Below are 22,063 nucleotides of genomic sequence, written 5' to 3'. Positions count from 1 at the left end.
AAGTGTGATCACTGTAGTTGTGCTTCGGGCAGGTTGAGTGTGCGCGGGATCAACACGGCATCCCAGTGGGCGATGCCCCAGTTCAACACTTCCCGTGGGGTGGCGTAAGCCAGTTCGGCACCGGGATTGTGCCCCAGTGCGCGCAATGCACGCAGCAACAAGGGGGTTGCCTGATCTTCGGTCAACGGCGGCGAACGATAGGACTTGCCGAGCTTGTGGCCATCGGGCTGGGTGATCAGCGGGATATGCAGATAGCGCGGTTGCGGCAGGCCAAGCAGTTCTTGCAAGTAGAGCTGGCGCGGCGTGGAGTCGAGCAGGTCGGCGCCGCGGACGATATCGGTAATGCCTTGCCAGGCGTCGTCCAGCACCACCGCCAATTGATAGGCGTAGAGCCCGTCGCGGCGACGAATCACGAAATCGCCGACTTCCCGGCCCAGGTGTTGGCGGTATTCGCCTTGCACCCGGTCGATGAAGTGATATTCCAGCTCGGGGACACGCAGGCGAATCGCTGCATCTTTAGTGTCATGACCGGCGTTGCGGCAAAAGCCCGGGTAAATCCCGTGATACGGCTCCAATTGTTTGCGCGAGCAAGTGCAAGCGTAGGCCAGGCCCTGATTGAACAGGCGATTGAGGACTTCGGCATAGGCATCGTGCCGGTCACTCTGTCGGACCACTTCGCCATCCCACTCGAAACCGTAGCTTTCCAGGGCTTTGAGGATCGCCGCCTGAGCGCCGGGCTCTTCCCTGGGAGGATCGAGATCTTCCATGCGCATCAGCCAGCGGCCACCCACCGAGCGCGCGTCGAGGTATGAGGCCAGCGCTGCGACCAGCGAACCGAAATGCAGATGGCCACTGGGCGTGGGGGCGAAGCGCCCGATGTAGGGGGTGGAAGTCGTGGCGGTCATGGACGAATGTTACATCTCTGGTCGTGCGCGAGTCCCTGTGGGAGTGAGCCTGCTCGCGATAGCGGTTTCACATACAACACATTCGTTGACTGACACGCCGCAATCGCGAGCAGGCTCGCTCCCACAGGAGGGCTCGCCGTGGCGAATGTCAGAAACAAAAACGGAGCGTTCGCACGCTCCGTTTTTCGTTCAAGTCGAGATTACTTGCCGACTTGCTTTTCCTTGATTTCCGCCAGGGTCTTGCAGTCAACGCACATGTCGGCGGTAGGGCGGGCTTCCAGTCGCTTGACGCCGATTTCGACGCCGCAGGACTCGCACCAGCCATATTCTTCGTCTTCGATCAGTTGCAGCGTCTTGTCGATCTTTTTGATCAACTTGCGCTCGCGGTCGCGGGCACGCAGCTCGAGGCTGAATTCTTCTTCCTGGCTGGCACGGTCTGCCGGGTCCGGGAAGTTGGCCGCTTCGTCTTTCATGTGATCAACAGTACGGTCGACTTCCTGCATCAAGTCCTGTTTCCACTTATTCAGGATCTTGGTGAAGTGAGCGCGCATGGGCTTGCCCATGTACTCCTCGCCCTTCACTTCTTTGTAGGGTTCGAAGCCGCTGATCGACTGGTTCTGTTGTTGCTTTGCTTGGGTGGACATGAAATAGACCGCCTCTACTCTTGTAATCCATTGCGCAGGATTGCTCCATCACCGACACCTGCCGGCCCTGCGGCTGCAAGCGGGCGAACTTACCAGATCAAATCGGGCCGCGCTACTCCCGGATGTCGAGGTAGTGGCCCGCAGTGCTTGCAAATGATTGCAAAGCCTTGTCTGGTGGCGCTGGAGACCTGATCAATTATTGATTTTAGTCAAACCTGAGACACACGCTTGAGTCGTTTGAGAACAGCGTTATAACGGTCTGACCGCTTTAGGTTCTCGCTCGTTCCTGCGCTTGGGTAGAATCAGTTCTTTTCCCCGTTGAAGGAAGGCTAATGGCTCAGTCCTACAGTGCCCGCAGTCGCGCGATCGAACCTTTCCATGTCATGGCGCTGCTGGCGCGGGCCAATGAACTGCAAGCCGCTGGTCACGACGTGATCCACCTGGAAATCGGCGAACCCGACTTCACCACCGCCGAGCCGATCATTCAGGCTGGCCAGGCCGCATTGACGGCGGGGAAGACCCGTTACACCGCCGCGCGTGGCATTCCCGAGTTGCGTGAGGCCATTTCCGGCTTTTATCAGCAACGCTACGGTTTGAACATCGACCCGCAGCGAATTCTCATCACGCCTGGCGGTTCCGGTGCGCTGCTGCTGGCCAGCGCCTTGTTGGTGGATCCGGGCAAGCACTGGCTGCTGGCGGACCCGGGATACCCGTGCAACCGGCACTTTTTGCGGCTGGTGGAAGGCGCCGCGCAGCTTGTTCCTGTAGGCCCGGACGTGCGCTATCAGCTGACGCCGGAACTGATTGCCCGCCACTGGGACCACGACAGCGTCGGCGCCCTGGTGGCTTCGCCAGCCAATCCGACCGGGACGATCCTGACCCGCGATGAACTGGCGGGCCTGTCTGCCGCGATCAAGGAGCGTCACGGTCATCTGGTGGTGGACGAGATCTATCACGGCCTGACCTATGGCACTGATGCGGCCAGCGTGCTGGAAGTCGATGACAGTGCCTTTGTACTGAATAGTTTTTCCAAGTATTTCGGCATGACGGGGTGGCGACTGGGTTGGCTGGTGGCGCCTGAAGCGGCGGTCGGTGAACTGGAAAAGCTCGCCCAGAACCTCTACATCAGCGCCCCGAGCATGGCTCAGCACGCCGCTCTGGCCTGCTTCGAACCGGCCACGATCAGCATTCTGGAAGAACGCCGCGCCGAATTCGGCCGTCGTCGGGATTTCCTCTTGCCAGCCCTGCGAGAGCTGGGCTTCGGTATCGCTGTCGAGCCTGAAGGCGCGTTCTATTTGTATGCCGATATCAGCAAGTTCGGCGGCGATGCCTTCGCGTTCTGCCGACATTTCCTCGAAACCGAACACGTTGCGATTACTCCGGGTCTGGACTTCGGTCGTTATCAGGCCGGCCATCATGTGCGGTTTGCCTACACCCAAAGTCTTCCGCGCCTACAGGAAGCGGTCGAGCGGATTGCGCGCGGCTTGAAGAGCTGGCAAGGCTGATGCGTTTTCATCCTCCCCTCGAAGAAGGTCGTTTGATTCGTCGTTACAAGCGTTTTCTCGCCGATATCGAAACCGTTAGCGGCGAGTTGATGACTATTCATTGCCCGAACACCGGCTCGATGCTCAATTGCCAGGTTGAGGGCGGGCAGGTCTGGTTCAGCCGTTCCAACGATCCCAAGCGCAAGTTGCCCGGCACCTGGGAAGTCGGCGAAACCCCGCAGGGGCGCTTGTTTTGCGTGAACACCGGGCGGGCCAACGGCTTGATCGAAGAAGCGCTGCGAGCGGGTGTCATCACTGAACTCAACGGCTTTACCGAGCTGAAGCGCGAAGTGGCCTACGGTCAGGAGAGCAGTCGCATCGATTTCCGCCTCGATTACCCGAGCGGGCCGGCGTATGTCGAAGTCAAAAGTGTCACCCTGGGCTTCGACGGTTCGCTGGTAGCGGCATTTCCCGATGCAGTGACCCAGCGCGGGGCCAAGCATTTGCGCGAATTGGCGCATTTGGCCCGGGACGGAATTCGTGCGGTGCAGTTGTATTGCGTCAATCTCACCGGCATCGACGCTGTGCGTCCTGCAAAAGAAATCGATTCGGCCTACGCCGACGCTTTGCGTGAAGCGGTGGCGTGCGGAGTCGAGGTGCTGGCCTATGGCGTGCGGTTGACCCACGAAGAAATGGTGGTCGATCGGCGTCTGGAAGTGTTGCTCAACGGCTAAAGACTGACCCAGATCCCTTGCTCGTCTTCGCGGCAGGCGACGGTGGTCAGAGACTGGCCGGCGCAAGGGCCGGCGACGCATTCGCCGTCTTCGATCAGAAACAGTGCGCCGTGGGTCGCGCACTGAATCAGGCTGTTGCTGGGGTCGAGAAACTGGTCGGGTTTCCATTCCAGTCCGACCCCACGGTGCGGGCAGCGATTGATGTAGACGTAAACCTGGCCGCCACGGCGCACGGCAAAGAGCTTCTGGCCGTCGATGTCGAAGCCGCGGCTGCTGGCATCGGCCAGTTCAACGCCTGCACAAAGAAACTTCATGTCTATCCTCAAGTCCGGCGGCTCGTGACTGGATATGTCCGAGCTTGACGTTCAAATGCAAACAATTATCAAATGGCCGCCTTGCCCTTCGGGTACAGATGCCAGGCGCCAAGGATACGTGGCCTGTCATTTCAATGCCCGGGAAAACCCTTGAAGGAAGCTGTTTATGCGCCTGAGTACCCGCGTTGCTGCGCTCTGTGTCGGACTCCTCGTCAGCCACCACGCCGCAGCGGCCGAGTCGCCACAACGTTGGGTCAGTGCCGGGGGCGCTTTATCGGAATGGATCAGCGCGCTGGGCGGTGAATCGAAACTGGTCGGTGTCGACACCACCAGTCAGCACCCGGAATCGCTCAAGGCATTGCCGAGCATCGGGTATCAGCGGCAGCTGTCGGCGGAGGGCATCTTGAGCTTACGCCCGCAGATACTGGTCGGTACCGAGGAAACGGGACCGCCACCGGTGCTTTCGCAGGTTCGCAGTGCGGGTGTGCAGGTCGAACTGTTCTCGGCCCAGCCGGACCTGCCGACGTTGCAGGGCAATTTGCAGCGTCTGGGCAAATTGCTTGGCGCGGACGATCAGGCCTCGCAGGTGTTCCAGGCTTATCAACAGCAACTCGATCAGCAAAAGATCCGGGTCACTCGGGCGCAGTTGAAAGGAAAATCGCCGGGCGTGCTGTTGTTGCTTGGTCACGCGGGCGGCAAACCGCTCATCGCCGGCAAGAACACCGCCGCCGATTGGTTGCTGCAACAGGCCGGCGGGCACAACCTGGCCACGCATACCGGCTACAAACCCTTCTCTGTCGAATCCCTGGTCAGTCTGAATCCTGAGGTGCTGGTGTTTGCCGATCGCGCACTGACCGGCGATGCAGCCCGTGCGGCGTTGTTCAAGGAGAACCCGATCCTGTCCTCGACCCGCGCCGCCAAGGACGGGCGAGTCATGGAGCTTGATCCGACCTTGTTGGTCGGGGGCTTGGGGCCGCGGCTACCCGATGCGATGAAAAAACTGTCTGACGCCTTTTACCCCGATTCGGCCGGCCAATGACCATCCTGGTTAAACCCCGTGCTTTGTTCATTGGTCTGATCCTGCTGTGTTTGCTGGCCATCTGGTTGTCATTGGCGCTTGGACCGGTGAGCTTGCCGTTGTTCGACACCTTGCGTGCAGCTCTGCGGCTGGTGGGTGTCCCGATTGCGCCCGACGGACTGGAGCAGGCCGAACTGATCCTGGGGCAGATTCGCTTGCCGCGAACCTTGTTGGGGATGGCCGTGGGAGGGGTGTTGGCCTTGTCCGGCGTGGCGATGCAGGGGTTGTTTCGTAATCCTCTAGCCGATCCGGGGCTGGTCGGCGTCTCCAGTGGTGCGGCATTGGGCGCGGCCATTGCGATCGTCGGTGGTTCTGTGTTCGGCGGTCTGCCTGAATCCTTCGGGCCGTATCTGTTATCGCTGTGCGCGTTTCTCGGCGGGCTTGGCGTGACCGCGTTGGTGTATCGACTGGGCCGACGCAACGGGCAGACCCATGTCGCGACCATGCTGCTGGCCGGTATTGCGTTGACTGCGCTGGCCGGTTCCGCCGTGGGACTGTTCACCTATCTGGCGGATGACGCGACGCTGCGCACCCTGACGTTCTGGAACCTGGGCAGCCTCAATGGCGCCAGCTATTCGCGGCTCTGGCCGTTACTGCTGATCAGTGCCGGCGTGGCGCTGTGGCTGCCGCGCCGGGCCAAGGCCTTGAATGCGTTGTTGCTGGGTGAGTCGGAGGCGGGTCACCTGGGCATCGACGTCGAAGGGCTCAAGCGCGAATTGGTGTTTTGCACGGCGTTGGGTGTCGGTGCGGCGGTGGCCGCGGCGGGGATGATCGGGTTTGTGGGGCTGGTGGTGCCGCATCTGGTGCGACTGCTGGCCGGTCCGGATCATCGTGTGCTGTTGCCAGCGTCAGTATTGGCCGGTGCCAGCCTTCTGTTGTTTGCCGATCTGGTGGCGCGACTGGCCCTGGCGCCGGCCGAATTGCCGATCGGGATCGTCACGGCTTTCATCGGTGCGCCGTTCTTTCTGTATTTATTGCTCAGAGGGCGTGCCTGATGTTGCGAACGCAAAATCTGCAAATCCGTCGGGGCCGAAAGATTGTCCTGACGGACATCACGCTTGAGCTCAAACCGGGCGAAGTTCTCGGCGTGCTGGGGCCGAATGGCGCCGGCAAAAGCACCTTGCTCGGCGCCTTGTGCGGCGAGTTGCGGGCTCATCAGGGCAGCGTCTGGCTCGACGAGCGCGAGCTGAGCGACTGGACGGGGACGTCGCGAGCGCAGCGCTTGGCGGTATTGCCGCAGGTGTCGACCCTGGACTTCGCTTTTCGTGTCGAAGAGGTGGTCGGCATGGGCCGCTTGCCCCATCAAAGCGGTCGGGTCCGCGATGACGAGATCGTCGCCGCTGCATTACACGCAGCCGATGCCGAACATTTGAGTGGCCGCAGCTATCTGGCTTTGTCCGGTGGTGAACGTCAGCGGGTGCATCTGGCGCGGGTTCTGGCGCAGCTCTGGCCGGGCGAAGCAGGGCAAACGTTGTTGCTCGATGAGCCAACGTCGATGCTCGACCCGCTTCATCAGCACACCACTTTGCAAGCTGTACGCGAGTTCGCCAATAGAGGCGCGGCGGTGCTGGTGATCCTGCATGATCTGAACCTGGCAGCGCGCTATTGTGATCGCCTGTTACTGCTCGAAGGCGGGCGCCCTGTGGCGCTCGATACTCCGGAGCAGGTGTTGCGCCCAGAGCCACTCAAGGCCGTGTTCGGGCTGGAAGTGCTGGTGCAGCAGCACCCGGAGCGTGGGCATCCGCTGATCATCGCCCGCTGAGTTTTTTATGGAGTGAAAACATGCGTGGGATTTTGATGCTGGCCTTGCTGTTGCTGAGTGCCTGTCAGCATGTTTCGACTGCGCCACCGGTTGTCGGCGAGATCCGGGACTTGCGCAGCGGTCAGACCCTCACGGCAGAGGAGCTGATTGAACGGCTGAAGACGCCTTCACGGCTGATCGTGGGCGAGCAACATGACAATCGCGATCACCATGAGCTGCAGCTGTGGTTATTGCAGTCGCTGGGTCAGCGGCGACCTCAAGGCAGTCTGCTGCTGGAAATGCTCACACCTGATCAACAGCCGCGTGTCGATGACGTTCGTCACGCCTCGACACCGCCAGCGGATTTGCCCGGTGCATTGGCCTGGCAGTCTGGCTGGGACTGGAATCTGTACGGGCCTATCGTACGTTTCGCGCTGTCCCAGCCATACCCGCTGCTGGCAGCCAATCTGGACACGCTTGAAGTCCGTGCCGTTTACGCCACCCCTCCGACATTGAGCGGTTCGCGTTCCAACGCAGCGTCAGTGAAGGACGAGTTGCTGAAGCAAGTCAGCGAATCCCACTGTGGCCTGCTGCCGACATCGCAGATGCCGGCGATGCTGGCGGTCCAGCAGCAACGTGACCGACGGATGGCCGAACGCCTGCTGGCGGCACCCACGCCTTCACTGCTGTTTGCCGGCGCTTACCATGCGCGCAAGGATGTCGGCGTGCCGATTCATGTGCTTGATCTGGGTGAACCCCAGGCGCCTGCGGTGGTGATGCTGGCGGAGCAGGGCAGCGAGGTCACACCGGCCATGGCGGATTACGTCTGGTACACGCCTGCCACGCCGCCCCAGGATTACTGCGCGCAAATGCGTAAGCAATTTGGCAAGTGATCGAACGACTTTTCTCCAGGCAAAAAAAGACCCGGCAAGAGCCGGGTCAAATAACCGTGATTAGCCTGATGAGGAGATATCTGAGAGTCCGAACCAAGGGCTTTTCAAATATCGACCAGTCTCGCGACCGGATGCGGTAATCATAGCGATTCTCATTACCAAGTCAACCGCTGATTTTTCAGTTCTTTGAAATGCGCTGCCCGTTCGCTTGAAACGCCCGTAATCATTGGTTTTAGCCTGTTCGCTTGCGCGAACTCATCAGAATGATCTGCTTGTTCAGCAGGTCGATATGTCGGGCCATGCTCGCAATCAGGCTATGAGCGATCTTCGGATTGCTTTGGGTCAGGCTGAGAAACTGGTCTTTGGGGATCAGCATGACAGTGCTGGGCTCGCTGGTGATCACACTGGCGTTACGCTTCTCGCCAGTGAATACCGCCATGGCGCCAAAAATCTCGTCCTTGGGTATATCGCCGACTTTGTGGCCGTCGACAAAGGCTTCAGCGTGGCCATCAATGATGACAAACACCTGATCCGGTTCATCGCCCTGACGGATCAATACTTCGCCACTGGCCACGCGCTGAAAGCCATTGGTGCTTCGAAACTCGGGTAGTTTCAAGCGGGCCACGGCATCGGACAGCAGCGCGGACTGTCCGGCCATGTATTGAAGAAACAACTCCGAACGCTCCGGGTCGGCGTAGATATGCTGAAAAACCTCGGATCGCAGATATGGCGTCAGTGCCAAAGGGTTATCGCTGCGAAAGCGGCAACGCGGCAGTTCTGTGCCCTGACGCAAGCCGATCAGATCGCCCTCGTGCAGATAGAACAATGCCCGATCGTCGATGCATCCATGCAGCAGGCCATTGTCCAGCACAAAAAGTTGATTGCCGGGTAACAGGACGGCCAGATCATCGACGGCTGAAAATTCCAGGCGCGGTCCGCAGGGCATCAAACCTTCCAGCAGCCGGACGGGAATATGTTGCAGTCGGTTGATCAGCGCGTCGGCGTAAGCCGGTTGTTCCCCTAGTAGGTACATGGCTGCTGCGTCCGTTCAGTTTTTGTGACGTGACGAGATAGCTTCCAGCTGTTTGTTCAAGGCGTCCTTGCGCTCGGCGGGAATGTCATTCCAGTGCACATCCATCAGGGCACCTTCGATGGCATATAACAACACCTTGGACGCCCGAAACCCGCGCGTGCGCACGGCCCGATAAGCATCCACCGCCCCCAGGCGACGCAAGTCCGAGGCGCTGTGGATGCCCACGGCATGCAGCCACTGCGCCGACGTCTTGCCAAGATTCTTCAGGTGCTGCAGTTCATCATTCATCAAGCCTCCTTGCGACGGCCGAACGGTGCGTGGGCGAGCTTCTCAGGAGTGTAGCCATCAGTAGGAAAAGCGTGATTGTTTGGTCGGTTTCGACGCAAAAGCTTCTAAGAAGCAGATGTCTGGAGAGAGAGGAAATGTCTGCGAGTGCAGTAGAAGCAGGCAACGCAATCTCTGTGGGAGCAAGCTCGCACAGGGATCGTGTCAAATTGGGGAGGCGATGCGGGTACTAGCGGGTGCGATAACGCAGGCGTGTACCGAAATTCATCGACATCAGGATCTCGTCAGCACTCAGCTCTGGCGGGAAGTAGGCGCCGGAGATCTGTGCGTGAGCAAGGCTCGCGCCTTCCAGGGAGGCGTTGCGAAAGTCGATGCCGCGCAAGTCGGCGGAGCGGAAATAGGCATCGGTAAAGTCGATGCCGTCGGCGTTCAGTTCACGCAGGTCCAGCCCCCGGAAATCGCCACCGACCATGTCGATAGGTCCGTCTTTTGGTCGCTCGTTGTTGAAGCCAGTGATGTCGTCTTTGTGCAGCAAAGCATAAAGCGGGGTATCGAGAAGTTTCGGCTGGCTCATGTCAGATCACCTGTTGGTTTTATGACGCCAGTATAGTGCCACTATTTGGCAGCCGTGAAGCCGGTGAAGGCTTCACGGCTGAAATAGTTGCTTACAGCCCTGGCAGGCGCTGGCGAATCTGCGCAATGACGGTGTCGAGGGTTCCGCTTTCATTGGTCTGAACGCGTTTGCTGCACAGAATCTCTGCCGGCGTCAGAGCCTCGCGAGTGGCTTGCTGGGCTTCGATAACCGCCAGGTTGGCGTCGGACGGGTCCTTTTTGTCTGCCTGACGCAGGGCCAGCCAGGTCTCGATCACCGCTTGCGGCGCATTGCAATCGAGGATCAGGAATGGCGCGCCGGTGGCTTCGGCGATTTTCGCTGCGCCGTCACGCTGGTCGCGCTTGAGGTACGTCGCATCGATCACCACGGGGAAGCCTGCGCGCAGGATCACAGCGGCAACTTCATGCAGGCGGGTGTAAGTGGCGGCACTGGCGTCGGCGCTATAGATGCCGGCCTGAGGGTCGTTTGGCACGGTTTGCTCGCCGAACAGACGTTTGCGCTCTACATCGGAACGCAGGCGAATGGCGCCCAATGCTTCCACCAGACGCATGGCTACGTGGCTCTTGCCGACGGCAGAAACACCGTGGGTAATGGCCATGAAGCGCGAAGGAATGGTGCTGTAGCTTTCCGCCAGGTTGGCGTAATTGCGGTACTGACGCAGGGTGGTGGCTCGCTGCACCGGGTCGGCCTCGGCCGGCATGCTGAACAGGCTGACCTTGGCGCGAACCAGTGCGCGGTAGGCTTTATAGAAGTTCAGCAACTCCAGGCCCTGGTAATCGCCGGTCAATTCCAGGTACTGGCTGATGAAGCGGCGCGCCAGGCTCTTCAGGCCACGGTCTTCCAGGTCCATCGCCAGGAAGCCGGTGTCGGCATAAACGTCGGTGAAGCGGAACGGTTCGTTGAACTCGATGCAGTCGAAGATCACGACCTTGCCGTCGATCACGGTGGCGTTGCCCAAGTGGATGTCACCGTGGCATTCGCGGATGAAACCTTCGGCCTTGCGCTGGGCGAACAGTGGCTTGAGGCGTTCGAAGCTGCTTTCGGCCCAGGCTTGCAGCGCATCCAGTTGCAGCAGATCGGCCTTGTCGCTGAGGAACGGGCGGATCTGTTCGAAGTTCTGGCGTACCGGTGCCATCACGCTTTCCGGCGTGCCGGCTTCGTGTTCGGCAGGCACTTTCGGCGCGTTGAGGTGGAATTGGGCGATCTGCGCGGCCATCTCGTCGATGTGCGTGGTGGTCAATTCACCATTGGCTTGTAGGGTGCTGAGTAACCCGCTCTGTGGGAATTGACGCATTTTCAGTGCGTAATCGACGACCGGACCCGCGCCGCCCAGTTGTGGGGCTTCGGCGCTGCCGGTGATTGGCAATACTTCGAGGTACAAATCGTTGGTCAGGCGCTGGTTAAGACGCAGCTCCTCCCCGCAAAAATGCTTGCGAGCGTCGAGGTTGGTGAAATCCAGGAAGCCGAAATTCACTGGCTTCTTCACTTTATAAGCAAAGGGACCGGTGAGGATTACCCAGGAAATATGGGTTTCGATGACCTGGAACCCGTCTACGGGATGCGGGTAGAGGGCTGGGTTTTGCAGGGCAGCGATCAGGGATTGGCTCACAAGCGATCCTTCAGAGTCTGGGGGAAATTCACGGCCGTCATTATGGCCGCAAGTCCGTCTGACGCAAACCTCAGAGGGCTCCTGTTGAGTCTGAATAAAGTGCGTATAATCCGCCGCCATGACTCGTACTCGATCCCCCCGCACCCCCAAAAAACCACCTTCCAAGGGCCTGCGCCCCTGGCTGGGCTGGGCCCTTAAACTCAGTCTGGTCGGCCTTGTGGTGCTGGCCGGGTTCGCGGTTTACCTCGACGCGATCGTCCAGGAGAAGTTCTCCGGCAAGCGCTGGACCATCCCGGCCAAGGTGTACGCGCGCCCGCTGGAGCTGTTTACCGGCCAAAAGTTGAGCAAGGAAGACTTCCTCACCGAGCTCGACGCCTTGGGCTACCGACGCGAGGCCGTGAGCAATGGCCCCGGTGCGGCGGCGGTCAGTGGCAACACTGTCGACTTGAATACCCGTGGCTTCCAGTTCTACGAAGGCCTGGAGAAACCCCAGCCTGTGCGCGTGCGGTTCTCCGGCGACTACGTGGCCGAACTTTCGGCGACCAACGGTTCGAAGCTTTCTGTGGTGCGCCTTGAGCCGCTGCTGATCGGCGGGATTTACCCGAAAAACCTCGAAGATCGCATTCTGATCAAAATCGATCAGGTCCCGCCCTATCTGTTGGAAACCCTGGTCGCTGTGGAAGACCGGGATTTCTATAGCCATTGGGGCGTGTCGCCCAAGTCGATTGCCCGCGCCGTCTACGTCAACACCTCTGGCGGCAAGATGACCCAGGGCGGCAGTACGCTGACGCAACAGTTGGTCAAGAATTTCTACCTGACCAGCGAACGCAGCCTGACCCGTAAACTCACCGAAGCCATGATGGCGATGTTGCTTGAGCTGCATTACGACAAGCGAGAAATTCTTGAGGCTTACCTCAACGAAGTGTTCGTCGGTCAGGATGGCCAGCGCGCAGTGCATGGCTTTGGCTTGGCAAGCCAGTTTTTCTTCGGGCAACCGTTGTCCGAACTGAAACTGCATCAAGTCGCCATGCTGGTGGGCATGGTCAAGGGGCCGTCCTATTACAACCCGCGTCGCAACCCTGAGCGGGCGCTTGAGCGGCGTAATCTGGTACTCGATGTACTTGAGCAGCAAGGTGTTGCCACCGCCGAGCAGGTCGCTGCCGCGAAGCAAATGCCACTGGGTGTGACGACTCGCGGCAAGCTGGCGGACAGCTCGTTCCCCGGCTTCCTCGATCTGGTCAAGCGTCAGCTGCGTGAAGACTATCGCGACGAAGACTTGACCGAAGAAGGTCTGCGGATCTTCACCAGTTTCGACCCGATCCTGCAGATGAAAGCCGAGGCGTCGGTCAACGACACCTTCAAGAGACTCGCCGGGCGCAAGGGTTCCGATGAGGTTGAAGCGGCCATGGTCGTGACCAACCCGGAAACCGGTGAAGTCCAGGCCATGATCGGCAGTCGTCAGGCGAGTTTTGCCGGCTTCAACCGTGCGCTGGATGCTGTGCGACCGATCGGCTCTTTGATCAAGCCGGCGGTTTATCTGACAGCCCTTGAGAAGCCGAGCCAGTACACATTGACCAGTTGGCTGTCGGACGATTCCTTCTCGGTCAAAGGCGCGGACGGTCAAGTCTGGAAACCCCAGAACTACGATCGCCGTTCCCATGGCACCGTATTTCTGTATCAGGGCCTGGCGCACTCCTACAACCTGTCGACCGCGCGTCTCGGGTTGGCGGTGGGCGTGCCGAATGTCCTGAAGACCCTGGCGCGTCTTGGTGTGAGTCGCGAATTCCCGGCGTTCCCGTCGATGCTACTGGGGGCTGGCGGTCTGACCCCGATCGAAGTGGCGACGATGTACCAGACCCTGGCCAACGGTGGTTTCAATACGCCGATGCGCGGGATCCGTAGCGTATTGACCGCGGAAGGCGAACCGCTCAAGCGTTATCCGTTCCAGATTCAGCAGCGTTTCGATCCGGCCTCCATTTACCTGATCCAGAGCGCCATGCAGCGGGTCATGCGTGAAGGTACCGGTAGTTCGGTTTACAACGTGTTGCCGAAAACCCTGACCCTGGCCGGCAAGACCGGTACCAGTAACGATTCGCGGGACAGCTGGTTCGCCGGTTTCAGTCAGGACCTGCTGGCAGTGGTCTGGCTGGGGCGCGATGACAACGGCAAGACGCCGTTCACCGGCGCGACCGGTGCGTTGCAGGTCTGGACCAGTTTCATGCGCAAGGCCGATCCGTTACCGCTGGACATGCCGCAGCCAGACAACATTGTTCAGGCCTGGGTCGATTCGCGTACCGGACAAGGCTCTGATGCCAACTGCCCAGGTGCGGTGCAGATGCCGTATATTCGCGGCAGCGAACCGCCTCCCGGTGCTGCTTGCGGTGGCGAAAGCCCTGTTTCCGGCGAAACGGTGATGGATTGGGTCAAGGGCTGGATGAATTAAGCAAAGAGGGTTTCAAGTGAACAAGTGGTTGATTCCAGCGGTTACTGCCGTGGCTTTGCTCAGCGGTTGCTCCTCCGTACAACGCGGGTCGATTCCGGTTGTGGATTCCGGTAGCGCCGTTTCGAACAGTGAACGGATTTCGGCGAATGGCGGTTTCCGTCAGACGACGACTAAACGTCCTGCGCAAACCCAGACTCAGGCGATTCCACAAGGTGATACCGGCGTCGTCGTGATGGTGCCGGGTGGTGGCGCAGTAACGTCGGCACCGATCAGCACTGCGCCGATCACGCCAGGCCCGATTACTCCGGGGCCGATCGATACCTCGCCGGTCCAGTCGGCACCGGTCAATCAGGGCAGCTACAGCATGCCGTCGACGCCGAGCGGGATTCCTTCGGCGAGCTCCGGTGGCTTGTCTGCCGACGAGCAATTGGACGGTCCGGTTCTGGCCTTGCTGACTACCGCTCAGCAGCAACAGGCGAGTGGTGATCTCAACGGTGCTTCCTCCAGCCTCGAACGCGCCCAGCGTGTTGCTCCGCGTGAGCCGCAAGTGCTTTATCGTCTGGCCCAGGTACGTATGGCTCAAGGCGATGCACCACAAGCCGAGCAGTTTGCTCGTCGTGGCCTGACCTTCGCCAATGGTCGTCCGGCACTTCAAGCCAGCTTGTGGGAATTGATCGCTCAGGCGCGTGAGAAACAGGGTGATTCTGCTGGCGCAGCATTGGCCCGTCAGAAGGCCAAGGTTTCGCTGTGATGGATGCGCGCTTCCCGAAGATTGCCGAACAGTTGCTGCTTATCGAGCGCGAGCTGCGGGTTCAGGGTTGGTGGGACGAGGTCTCGCCCTCCGCCGAAGCGCTTTCCAGTGTCGAACCATTCTCGGTCGATACGCTGGATTTCGAGCAGTGGCTGCAATGGATCTTCCTTCCGCGGATGAAGGTGATCCTCGAGCAGGATCTGCCCTTGCCAAACGCTTCGGGAATTCAGGAGATGGCCGAAATGGTCTTCGCTGCCCGCAATGTTCAAGGCAGGGATCGGCAACTGCAGGTGCTGCTCAAAGAGTTTGATCTACTGATCACCGCCTCCCGCTGAATCCGATCCGTTGTAGGAGCCGAGCTTGCTCGCGATAGCGGTGCAACAGTCAGCAGATCTGTTGACTGTTTTGCCCTCATCGCGAGCAAGCTCGGCTCCTACAGGTGTCTACTGGCAGTTTTCCGCAATCTGTTTCTGTGTTTCGCTAATGCGCTCCTGCCGCTGCTGGTCGGTCAGGCGGCGCATCTCGCCTTCGACATCCTCCCGTATTCGCGGATTGTTCTGCAGTTGAGCCAGGTTCGTCCGCGCCTGTTCGCAGAATGCCTTTAGCTGGGCTTGCTGCTCGCTGACCTGCTTTTTCACTTTTTTGTCGATGGCCTGTTGATCGCCAATGGCACCGCTGCGTGGCGGCGGGGGTTGGTTGCTGGCAGGCGAGGAGGGCGTGACCACGGTGGTAGCTTCCTGGCCTTGGGGCGGCTGGGCGTCGAAGTGGGTAACGCCCTGGGCGTCGACCCATTTGTAGATCTGAGCGGCCACGCCCAGAGGACTGATGCCAATCAGCAGGCTGACGGTCAGGAAAAACGTTCGCATGCCATTTCCTTGTATTGGGTTGCGCAATTGAAGCTAACACAGTTGCTGTTTAGCGGTTTTTTCTTGCTTTCTCATGTGCTTAGTTCAATAAAGCACATAGACGACTTGACTTGGAGAGGACGAAACAGAAGAATCCAAAGTCCGCTGTAGAGGGACTGCCAGAAGCAGGCCCGCTCAGCAGATCATGAGGCGCACATCCGCGCCGACCTGTTACACCCGCAACGCGTTACCTCGCGCTGGGTGGGAAAGGCCCGCAACACTTGGGACGATCCCAATACTTGCTCAGTCAGTGCTGACGTAGTCGGCGACCACCGTCGCTCATGCTCTGCTGAGAAGTAAACCTATTAAGACCCGTCCTCTTTTATGTGGGCGGTATTCTGGCGTTTTAGAGGTGAACAACGTGGAGCTTTTATCTGGCGGTGAGATGCTCGTCCGCTTTTTGCGTGACGAAGGCGTCAAATATATCTACGGGTACCCGGGTGGTGCTCTTCTTCATGTCTACGATGCCTTGTTCAAAGAACCGGAAGTGACCCACATCCTGGTTCGTCACGAACAGGCTGCGACCCATATGGCTGACGGCTATGCCCGTGCCACCGGTAAAGCCGGTGTGGTACTGGTGACCTCCGGCCCGGGCGCAACCAACGCCATTACCGGTATTGCCACGGCCTACATGGACTCCATTCCGATGGTGGTCATTTCCGGCCAGGTGCCTAGCACCATGGTGGGCACCGATGCGTTCCAGGAAACCGACATGATCGGTATCTCCCGGCCGATCGTGAAGCACAGCTTCATGATCAAGCACGCGTCGGAAATCCCGGAAGTCATGAAGAAAGCGTTCTACCTCGCGCAATCCGGTCGTCCTGGTCCGGTCGTTGTCGATATCCCGAAAGACATGACCAACCCGGCCGAGAAGTTCGAATACATCTTCCCGAAAAAAGCCAAGCTGCGTTCCTACAGCCCGGCCGTTCGCGGTCACTCCGGGCAAATCCGCAAGGCGGCAGAAATGCTCCTGGCGGCCAAGCGTCCTGTGATGTATGCAGGCGGCGGCGTGATTCTCGGTGGTGGCTCCGCGCCGCTGACCGAGCTGGCGAAGATGCTCAACCTGCCGGTGACCAATACCCTGATGGGGCTGGGTGCCTACCCTGGCACCGACCGTCAGTTTATCGGCATGCTCGGCATGCACGGCAGCTACACCGCTAACCTGGCGATGCACCATGCCGACGTGATCCTTGCAGTCGGCGCTCGTTTCGACGACCGCGTGATCAACGGCCCGGCGAAGTTCTGCCCGAATGCCAAGATCATTCACATCGACATCGACCCGGCTTCGATCTCCAAGACCATCAAGGCAGACGTGCCTATCGTCGGTCCGGTCGAGAGTGTCCTGACCGAGATGGTCGCGATCCTCAAGGAAATCGGCGAGACCCCGAACAAGGAGTCCGTTGCCAGTTGGTGGAAGCAAGTTGATGAGTGGCGCGGTGATCGCGGCCTGTTCCCTTACGACAAGGGCGACGGCAGCGTTATCAAGCCGCAGACCGTGATCGAAACCCTGTGTGAAGTGACCAAAGGCGATGCCTTTGTCGCCTCCGACGTGGGTCAGCACCAGATGTTCGCGGCGCAGTACTACACGTTCAACAAGCCGAACCGCTGGATCAACTCCGGTGGTCTGGGCACCATGGGCTTCGGTTTTCCGGCGGCCATGGGCATCAAGCTGAGCTTCCCGGATGACGATGTCGTTTGCGTGACGGGCGAGGGCAGTATCCAGATGAACATTCAGGAACTGTCCACCTGTCTGCAATATGGCTTGCCAGTCAAAATCGTCATCCTGAACAACGGCGTTTTGGGTATGGTTCGCCAGTGGCAAGACATGAGCTATGGTAGCCGTCACTCGCATTCCTACATGGAATCGCTGCCTGATTTCGTCAAGCTGGCAGAGGCCTATGGTCACGTCGGCATGCGCATCACTGAATCGAAAGATTTGAAGGCGAAGATGGAAGAAGCGTTTGCCATGAAAGATCGCCTGGTGATCATTGATGTTTCGGTCGACACCAGCGAGCACGTCTACCCGATGCAGATCAAAGACGGCTCCATGCGCGATATGTGGCTGAGCAAGACGGAGCGTACATAATCATGCGGCACATTATTTCCTTGCTTCTGGAAAACGAACCGGGTGCTCTGTCTCGTGTAGTCGGCCTGTTCTCGCAGCGCAACTACAACATCGAAAGCCTGACTGTGGCACCTACCGAAGACCCGACCCTGTCGCGTCTGACGCTGACCACGGTTGGCCACGATGAAGTTATCGAGCAGATCACCAAGAACCTGAACAAGTTGATCGAAGTGGTCAAACTGGTCGACCTGTCGGAGAGTGCTCACATCGAGCGCGAGCTGATGCTGGTCAAGGTCAAGGCCACCGGCGCCCAGCGCGCCGAGATCAAACGCACTACCGATATTTATCGTGGGCAGATCGTTGACGTCAGCGCTAGCGTGTATACCGTTCAATTGACCGGTACCAGCGATAAGCTCGACAGCTTCATTCAGTCCATTGGCACCGCCTCGATTCTGGAGACCGTCCGCAGCGGCGTAACCGGTATTGCCCGCGGCGACAAAGTACTCAGCATCTAAACCAAATTAGCGAATGGCCTGAACGGCCTGGATATATAGGGGAATTTCATGAAAGTTTATTACGAAAAAGACTGCGACCTGTCGATCATCCAGGGCAAGAAAGTTGCCATCATCGGTTACGGTTCCCAGGGCCACGCTCAAGCGTGCAACCTGAAAGACTCCGGCGTTGACGTTACTGTTGGTCTGCGTAAAGGTTCGGCAACTGTTGCCAAAGCCGAAGCTCACGGCCTGAAAGTGACCGACGTTGCTTCCGCTGTTGCGGCTGCCGACCTGGTCATGATCCTGACCCCGGACGAGTTCCAGTCCGCTCTGTACAAGAACGAAATCGAGCCGAACATCAAGAAAGGCGCCACCCTGGCCTTCTCCCACGGTTTCGCGATCCACTACAACCAGGTTGTTCCGCGCGCTGACCTCGACGTGATCATGATCGCGCCGAAAGCTCCGGGCCACACCGTGCGTTCCGAGTTCGTCAAAGGCGGCGGTATCCCTGACCTGATCGCTATCTATCAGGATGCTTCCGGCAACGCCAAAAACGTTGCACTGTCCTACGCCGCTGGCGTTGGTGGCGGTCGTACCGGCATCATCGAAACCACCTTCAAGGACGAGACTGAAACCGACCTGTTCGGCGAACAAGCCGTTCTGTGCGGCGGTACCGTTGAGCTGGTTAAAGCCGGTTTCGAAACCCTGGTTGAAGCTGGCTACGCGCCGGAAATGGCCTACTTCGAATGCCTGCACGAACTGAAGCTGATCGTTGACCTCATGTACGAAGGCGGTATCGCCAACATGAACTACTCGATCTCCAACAACGCTGAATACGGCGAGTACGTGACCGGTCCGGAAGTGATCAACGCCGAATCCCGTCAGGCCATGCGCAACGCCCTGAAACGTATTCAGGACGGCGAATACGCCAAGATGTTCATCAGCGAAGGCGCTACCGGCTATCCTTCGATGACCGCCAAGCGTCGTAACAACGCCGCTCACGGTATCGAAATCATCGGCGAGCAACTGCGCTCCATGATGCCGTGGATCGGTGCCAACAAGATCGTCGACAAAGCTAAAAACTAAGTCGCACACTTGTACGAAAAAAACGCGGCCTAGGCCGCGTTTTTTCGTTTGGGCGGCCGGTTCTGGTATAAAGCTGCATCGTTTGCGGCCGAACCGTCGTCCCAGACACCTGTCCAAACTTTCCACCCCGTTGCAAGGTAATGTCCATGAGCGAACGTCCCGAAGAGCCAAACCAGGCTTCTGACGCCGAAAGCCTGCTGCCCATCGATGAACACATCGAGGAAGGGCACGACGCTGAAGGCCGTAAAGTCCGGCATCGTGGTATCTATCTTCTGCCGAATCTGTTCACCACTGCGAACCTGTTCGCAGGGTTTTACTCCATCATCAACTCGATGAGCGCCCAGAGCGCCTTGAGTGCCGGTGATTCGATTGGTGCGAGCAAGTATTTTGCTTTTGCAGCAATCGCGATTTTTGTCGCGATGGTGCTCGACGGCCTCGATGGTCGCGTTGCCCGTATGACCAATACCCAGAGTGCCTTCGGTGCCGAGTACGACTCGCTGTCCGACATGGTCGCCTTTGGTGTCGCGCCAGCATTGTTGGCATTCGGTTGGGCCTTGGGCGACATGGGTAAGGTCGGCTGGATGGTTGCCTTCATTTATGTGGCCGGTGCAGCGTTGCGTCTGGCGCGTTTCAATACCCAGGTCGGCACTGCGGACAAGCGCTACTTCATAGGTCTGGCCAGTCCGGCGGCTGCTGGTGTGGTTGCAGGCATTGTCTGGGCGTTCAGTGATTACGGCATCCAGGGTTCGAAGATGTCCTTCCTGGTGGCGCTGATGGTTGCGGCTGCCGGCATGCTGATGGTCAGTAACATCAAGTACAACAGCTTCAAGGAGCTGGACTTGAAAGGGCGTGTACCTTTCGTGGCGATTCTCGCCGTGGTGTTGGTGTTTGCCGTGGTGTTCAGTGATCCGCCGCGCATTCTGCTGCTGGTTTTCCTCGCTTATGCAGCCTCTGGCCCGGTTCAATATCTGTTACGTCTTCGTCGGCACAAAAACGCTTAGCTTCCCTCATACTCCGCAGTCTATTGGTGCATCTGTTCTCCAATGCTGCGGAGTTGCCATGCTGATCAAAGTCCCCAAAGCGTCTGACTGCCATGAGTCGGACGTCACGCCTGAATCCTTCTATCTATCTCGTCGCAATGTGCTCGGTGCTGCCGTCGCCGGTTTGGCTGTTAGCGGCTTGCCGCGTTGGGTCAGTGCTGCCGATGCTGCGCGTTATTCGGATGTCGAGCCTGGCAAGGCGCCTTCCTGGTTTGCCGAAAAACTACCTTCTGCTAGATGGGGCGCGGTTAGCGTCAAGGATGAGGCGATCACGCCATTCAAGGACGCGACCCATTACAACAATTTCTATGAGTTCGGCACCGACAAAGGTGATCCCGCTGCCAATGCCGGCGCGCTGAAAACCGAACCTTGGAGTGTGGTAATAGACGGGGAGGTGGGAAAACCAGGGCGGTACGCACTGGAGGACTTCATGAGGCCTTATCAGCTCGAGGAGCGTATTTACCGTCTTCGCTGTGTAGAGGCCTGGTCGATGGTCATTCCCTGGATCGGATTTCCCATCTCGGCCCTGCTCAAGGAAGTCGAGCCGACTTCCAAAGCCAAATTCATTCGCTTTGAAACCCTGGAAGATCCCAAGAGCATGCCCGGGCAACGTTCCGGTTTTGCCTTGATCGATTGGCCGTATGTGGAAGGGCTGCGTCTGGATGAGGCGATGAATCCGTTGGCGATTCTTGCCGTGGGTATGTACGGGCGTGAGCTGCCCAATCAGAACGGCGCGCCTCTGCGTTTGGTGGTGCCGTGGAAATATGGCTTCAAGAGCATCAAATCCATCGTGCGGATCAGTCTGGTCAGCGAGCAGCCGAAGACCACCTGGCAGAGCATTGCTGCGGATGAGTACGGCTTCTATGCGAACGTGAATCCGACAGTCGATCATCCTCGATGGACCCAGGCGCGTGAGCGGCGTTTGCCGAGTGGGCTGTTCAAGCCCAATGTGCGGGACACGCAGATGTTCAATGGCTACTCGGATGAAGTCGCCTCTCTATATACAGGGCTCGATTTGCGGAAGAACTACTGATGCGATTTCCGTTTTGGCGAATTGGCGTCTTTATAGCTGCTGCGGTCTGGCCGCTGCTTTGGTTGTATCAGGCCTGGGAGGATGTGCTGGGGCCTGATCCGGGCAAGGTTCTGGTTGACCGGTTGGGGTTGGGGGCGCTTGTACTGCTGCTCATTACGTTAAGCATGACACCTGTGCAGAAGCTTACTGGTTGGGCAGGGTGGGTTGCTGTCCGGCGACAACTGGGGTTGTGGTGCTTCGCCTATGTGGTTTTGCATTTGAGTGGGTATACGGCGTTCATCCTCGGCTTTGATTGGTCGCAGTTGGGTGTCGAGTTGCGCAAACGGCCGTACATTATTGTCGGGACGCTTGGGTTTCTGTGTTTATTGGCCTTGGCGGTGACCTCAAATCGCTATAGTCAGCGGCGTTTGGGTTCTGGCTGGAAGAAATTACATCGTCTTGCCTATGGGGTTCTCGGGCTTGGATTGCTGCATATGTTGTGGATCGTGCGCGCTGATCTTAAGGAGTGGGCGGTTTACGCTTCTATAGGTGCATTGCTATTAGTGTTGCGACTACCCTCTGTAATCCGCCGAATCCCACGATTAATAGCCAAAAAGACACCTGCTGCACGAAAAGCTTAATTAAGGGTTGACGGCAGATTCTGGAAGTCTATAATTCGCCCCACTTCCGGCGCAGTCGAAGCGGAAAACTCCTTGGTAAACAATGAGTTACGTAGTTTTCGACAGCGGGTTGCTTCAGGTCATCGAAGCCCAGAAGGAGTTGAAGGAGCGAGGTTGTTTGGCTCTTTTGACGATTCGATCTTCTCGGTCGAAAGCGGTGTAAAAGAGGTGTTGACAGCAGCGAGTAACGCTGTAGAATTCGCCTCCCGCTAACGAGAGATCGCAAGCGCAAGTGGTTGAAGTTGCAAAGGAAA

The 22,063-nt window shown here is 58.6% G+C and carries 23 protein-coding genes; 15 read left to right on the top strand and 8 right to left on the bottom strand.

What is annotated here, in order from left to right; translation table 11 throughout:
• Positions 1–8: 8 nt before the first annotated feature.
• Positions 9–905 (bottom strand): tRNA glutamyl-Q(34) synthetase GluQRS, encoded by an 897-nt coding sequence (gluQRS, locus tag KW848_RS16450; protein ID WP_218537480.1) that lies wholly within the window; start codon positions 903–905, stop codon positions 9–11.
• Between the two features lie 200 nt (positions 906–1,105).
• Positions 1,106–1,549, bottom strand: coding sequence for an RNA polymerase-binding protein DksA (gene dksA / locus KW848_RS16445; RefSeq protein ID WP_008153293.1), 444 nt, complete (start codon positions 1,547–1,549; stop codon positions 1,106–1,108).
• 332 nt (positions 1,550–1,881) lie between these two features.
• Here dksA and KW848_RS16440 point away from each other — a divergent pair, with 332 nt between their 5' ends.
• Positions 1,882–3,054, top strand: a complete 1,173-nt coding sequence (locus KW848_RS16440; RefSeq protein ID WP_192410892.1) for a pyridoxal phosphate-dependent aminotransferase — start codon at positions 1,882–1,884, stop codon at positions 3,052–3,054.
• Positions 3,054–3,767, top strand: coding sequence for a DNA/RNA nuclease SfsA (gene sfsA / locus KW848_RS16435; RefSeq protein ID WP_218537479.1), 714 nt, complete (start codon positions 3,054–3,056; stop codon positions 3,765–3,767). Before KW848_RS16440 ends, sfsA begins: the two co-directional genes overlap by 1 nt.
• Here sfsA and KW848_RS16430 read toward each other — a convergent pair.
• Positions 3,764–4,081, bottom strand: coding sequence for a Rieske (2Fe-2S) protein (locus tag KW848_RS16430; RefSeq protein WP_008153288.1), 318 nt, complete (start codon positions 4,079–4,081; stop codon positions 3,764–3,766). The two genes, sfsA and KW848_RS16430, sit on opposite strands and share 4 nt — an antisense overlap.
• 166 nt (positions 4,082–4,247) lie before the next feature.
• Between KW848_RS16430 and KW848_RS16425 the strand changes: the two genes are divergently transcribed.
• The 4 genes from KW848_RS16425 to KW848_RS16410 are packed head-to-tail and all read left to right on the top strand — an operon-like array spanning position 4,248 to position 7,793.
• Positions 4,248–5,120: a hemin ABC transporter substrate-binding protein gene (locus KW848_RS16425; protein WP_218537478.1), complete on the top strand. Its 873-nt coding sequence runs from the start codon at positions 4,248–4,250 to the stop codon at positions 5,118–5,120.
• 50 nt (positions 5,121–5,170) lie between these two features.
• Positions 5,171–6,154, top strand: a complete 984-nt coding sequence (locus KW848_RS16420; protein ID WP_218537609.1) for an iron ABC transporter permease — start codon at positions 5,171–5,173, stop codon at positions 6,152–6,154.
• On the top strand, positions 6,154–6,921 hold the full coding sequence (locus KW848_RS16415; protein ID WP_218537477.1) for a heme ABC transporter ATP-binding protein: 768 nt from the start codon (positions 6,154–6,156) through the stop codon (positions 6,919–6,921). The genes KW848_RS16420 and KW848_RS16415 overlap by 1 nt, the downstream gene beginning before the upstream one ends.
• 20 nt (positions 6,922–6,941) lie before the next feature.
• Positions 6,942–7,793 (top strand): ChaN family lipoprotein, encoded by an 852-nt coding sequence (locus tag KW848_RS16410; RefSeq protein ID WP_218537476.1) that lies wholly within the window; start codon positions 6,942–6,944, stop codon positions 7,791–7,793.
• A gap of 232 nt (positions 7,794–8,025) precedes the next feature.
• Here the strand turns inward: KW848_RS16410 and KW848_RS16405 are convergent, their stop codons facing one another.
• The 4 genes from KW848_RS16405 to KW848_RS16390 form a co-directional block, all read right to left on the bottom strand.
• Positions 8,026–8,826 carry a Crp/Fnr family transcriptional regulator gene (locus KW848_RS16405; protein ID WP_218537475.1) on the bottom strand — a complete coding sequence of 267 codons (801 nt, stop codon included), beginning with the start codon at positions 8,824–8,826 and terminating at the stop codon, positions 8,026–8,028.
• Positions 8,827–8,841: 15 nt separating this feature from the next.
• Positions 8,842–9,114, bottom strand: coding sequence for a TfoX/Sxy family protein (locus KW848_RS16400; RefSeq protein ID WP_003228231.1), 273 nt, complete (start codon positions 9,112–9,114; stop codon positions 8,842–8,844).
• A gap of 226 nt (positions 9,115–9,340) precedes the next feature.
• Entirely contained in the window at positions 9,341–9,685 is a 345-nt protein-coding gene (locus KW848_RS16395) for a pentapeptide repeat-containing protein (protein ID WP_111451047.1), read from the bottom strand.
• A 91-nt stretch (positions 9,686–9,776) separates the two neighbouring features.
• A complete protein-coding gene (locus KW848_RS16390; protein ID WP_218537474.1) occupies positions 9,777–11,333 on the bottom strand; it encodes a bifunctional aminoglycoside phosphotransferase/ATP-binding protein in 1,557 nt (518 codons plus the stop codon).
• Between the two features lie 118 nt (positions 11,334–11,451).
• Between KW848_RS16390 and mrcB the strand changes: the two genes are divergently transcribed.
• The 3 genes from mrcB to KW848_RS16375 are packed head-to-tail and all read left to right on the top strand — an operon-like array spanning position 11,452 to position 14,862.
• Positions 11,452–13,776, top strand: coding sequence for a penicillin-binding protein 1B (gene mrcB / locus KW848_RS16385; protein ID WP_111451045.1), 2,325 nt, complete (start codon positions 11,452–11,454; stop codon positions 13,774–13,776).
• 16 nt (positions 13,777–13,792) lie between these two features.
• Positions 13,793–14,527, top strand: coding sequence for a tetratricopeptide repeat protein (locus KW848_RS16380; RefSeq protein WP_111451044.1), 735 nt, complete (start codon positions 13,793–13,795; stop codon positions 14,525–14,527).
• A complete protein-coding gene (locus KW848_RS16375; RefSeq protein WP_008156787.1) occupies positions 14,527–14,862 on the top strand; it encodes a YqcC family protein in 336 nt (111 codons plus the stop codon). The genes KW848_RS16380 and KW848_RS16375 overlap by 1 nt, the downstream gene beginning before the upstream one ends.
• Positions 14,863–14,970: 108 nt before the next feature.
• On the opposite strand, the gene KW848_RS16370 is transcribed toward KW848_RS16375, so the two are convergent.
• Positions 14,971–15,393: a DUF4124 domain-containing protein gene (locus KW848_RS16370; protein ID WP_192410900.1), complete on the bottom strand. Its 423-nt coding sequence runs from the start codon at positions 15,391–15,393 to the stop codon at positions 14,971–14,973.
• Between the two features lie 400 nt (positions 15,394–15,793).
• Between KW848_RS16370 and KW848_RS16365 the strand changes: the two genes are divergently transcribed.
• The 6 genes from KW848_RS16365 to msrQ all read left to right on the top strand — a co-directional run bounded on the left by KW848_RS16365 (position 15,794) and on the right by msrQ (position 21,770).
• Positions 15,794–17,518 (top strand): acetolactate synthase 3 large subunit, encoded by a 1,725-nt coding sequence (locus KW848_RS16365; protein WP_008156791.1) that lies wholly within the window; start codon positions 15,794–15,796, stop codon positions 17,516–17,518.
• 2 nt (positions 17,519–17,520) lie between these two features.
• Complete coding sequence (gene ilvN, locus KW848_RS16360) at positions 17,521–18,012, top strand: acetolactate synthase small subunit (protein ID WP_003176102.1); 492 nt, start codon at positions 17,521–17,523, stop codon at positions 18,010–18,012.
• 48 nt (positions 18,013–18,060) lie between these two features.
• The gene (gene ilvC, locus KW848_RS16355; protein WP_007948647.1) at positions 18,061–19,077 is read left to right on the top strand and encodes a ketol-acid reductoisomerase; all 1,017 of its coding nucleotides are present in this window, start codon (positions 18,061–18,063) and stop codon (positions 19,075–19,077) included.
• A gap of 146 nt (positions 19,078–19,223) precedes the next feature.
• Entirely contained in the window at positions 19,224–20,078 is an 855-nt protein-coding gene (gene pssA, locus KW848_RS16350) for a CDP-diacylglycerol--serine O-phosphatidyltransferase (protein WP_008156794.1), read from the top strand.
• Positions 20,079–20,136: 58 nt separating this feature from the next.
• The gene (gene msrP / locus KW848_RS16345) at positions 20,137–21,150 is read left to right on the top strand and encodes a protein-methionine-sulfoxide reductase catalytic subunit MsrP (RefSeq protein WP_218537473.1); all 1,014 of its coding nucleotides are present in this window, start codon (positions 20,137–20,139) and stop codon (positions 21,148–21,150) included.
• A complete protein-coding gene (gene msrQ, locus KW848_RS16340; protein ID WP_218537472.1) occupies positions 21,150–21,770 on the top strand; it encodes a protein-methionine-sulfoxide reductase heme-binding subunit MsrQ in 621 nt (206 codons plus the stop codon). Before msrP ends, msrQ begins: the two co-directional genes overlap by 1 nt.
• Positions 21,771–22,063: the final 293 nt, after the last annotated feature.

The sequence above is a fragment of the Pseudomonas sp. PDM25 genome, assembly GCF_019219045.1.
In the GTDB taxonomy this organism is placed as follows: Bacteria; Pseudomonadota; Gammaproteobacteria; order Pseudomonadales; family Pseudomonadaceae; genus Aquipseudomonas.
The sequence above is the reverse complement of the archived record's forward strand: the minus strand, read 5'-3'. Positions and strand labels throughout refer to the sequence as shown.